This window comes from Pseudomonas brassicacearum (assembly GCF_003732265.1).
GTDB lineage: Bacteria > Pseudomonadota > Gammaproteobacteria > Pseudomonadales > Pseudomonadaceae > Aquipseudomonas > Aquipseudomonas brassicacearum_D.
In genome coordinates this window covers 1-523 of sequence record NZ_MOBK01000286.1, presented here as the reverse complement: position 1 = coordinate 523, position 523 = coordinate 1, and the positions used below count along the sequence as shown (strand labels likewise).

Genomic DNA, 523 nt, shown 5'->3' with positions numbered 1-523 from the left:
GAATACGCCAAGGCCGACATCCCGATGCTGCCGGTCACCCACGGCGAGCACTACACCAAAGTGCACATTCTGCTCTACACCTTCGCGCTGCTGGCGGTGAGTCTGTTGCCGTACGTGATTCACATGAGCGGCATGCTCTACCTGATTTGCGCACTCGCCCTCGGTGCAAGGTTTCTGCAATGGGCCGTGGTGCTGTACCGTGGCACTCGGCCGCACGCGGCGATCAACACCTTCAAGTACTCTATTTGGTACTTGTTTCTGCTGTTCATCGCCCTGCTCGTAGACCACTACTTACTGTTGAACCTATGACTCGAACCCAGAAAACCGTCTTCATCCTCGTCGCCGTGATCGCGCTGATCCTCGGCCTGACCGTCAACAAAGTGCTGAGCGGCAAGGGCCAAGGCGACCCCACTGCGCTGATCGACGCCGGCATCATTCTGCTGCCGCAGAGCCGTAATCTGCCTGACGTGACGATGACCGATCAGGACGGCAAACCGGTGGCGATCAATGAGCTCAAAGGTAA

The 523-nt window shown here is 57.7% G+C and carries 1 protein-coding gene and 1 pseudogene; both read left to right on the top strand.

The features are described 5' to 3' along the window. Window positions 1-309, top strand: a 309-nt coding sequence (locus tag BK660_RS31305; protein WP_185045301.1) for a UbiA family prenyltransferase, incomplete at its 5' end; no start/stop codon positions are given. Next, window positions 306-523 (top strand): annotated as a pseudogene (locus BK660_RS31300) (SCO family protein); the annotation flags it as partial. The gene BK660_RS31305 and the pseudogene BK660_RS31300, both read left to right, overlap by 4 nt.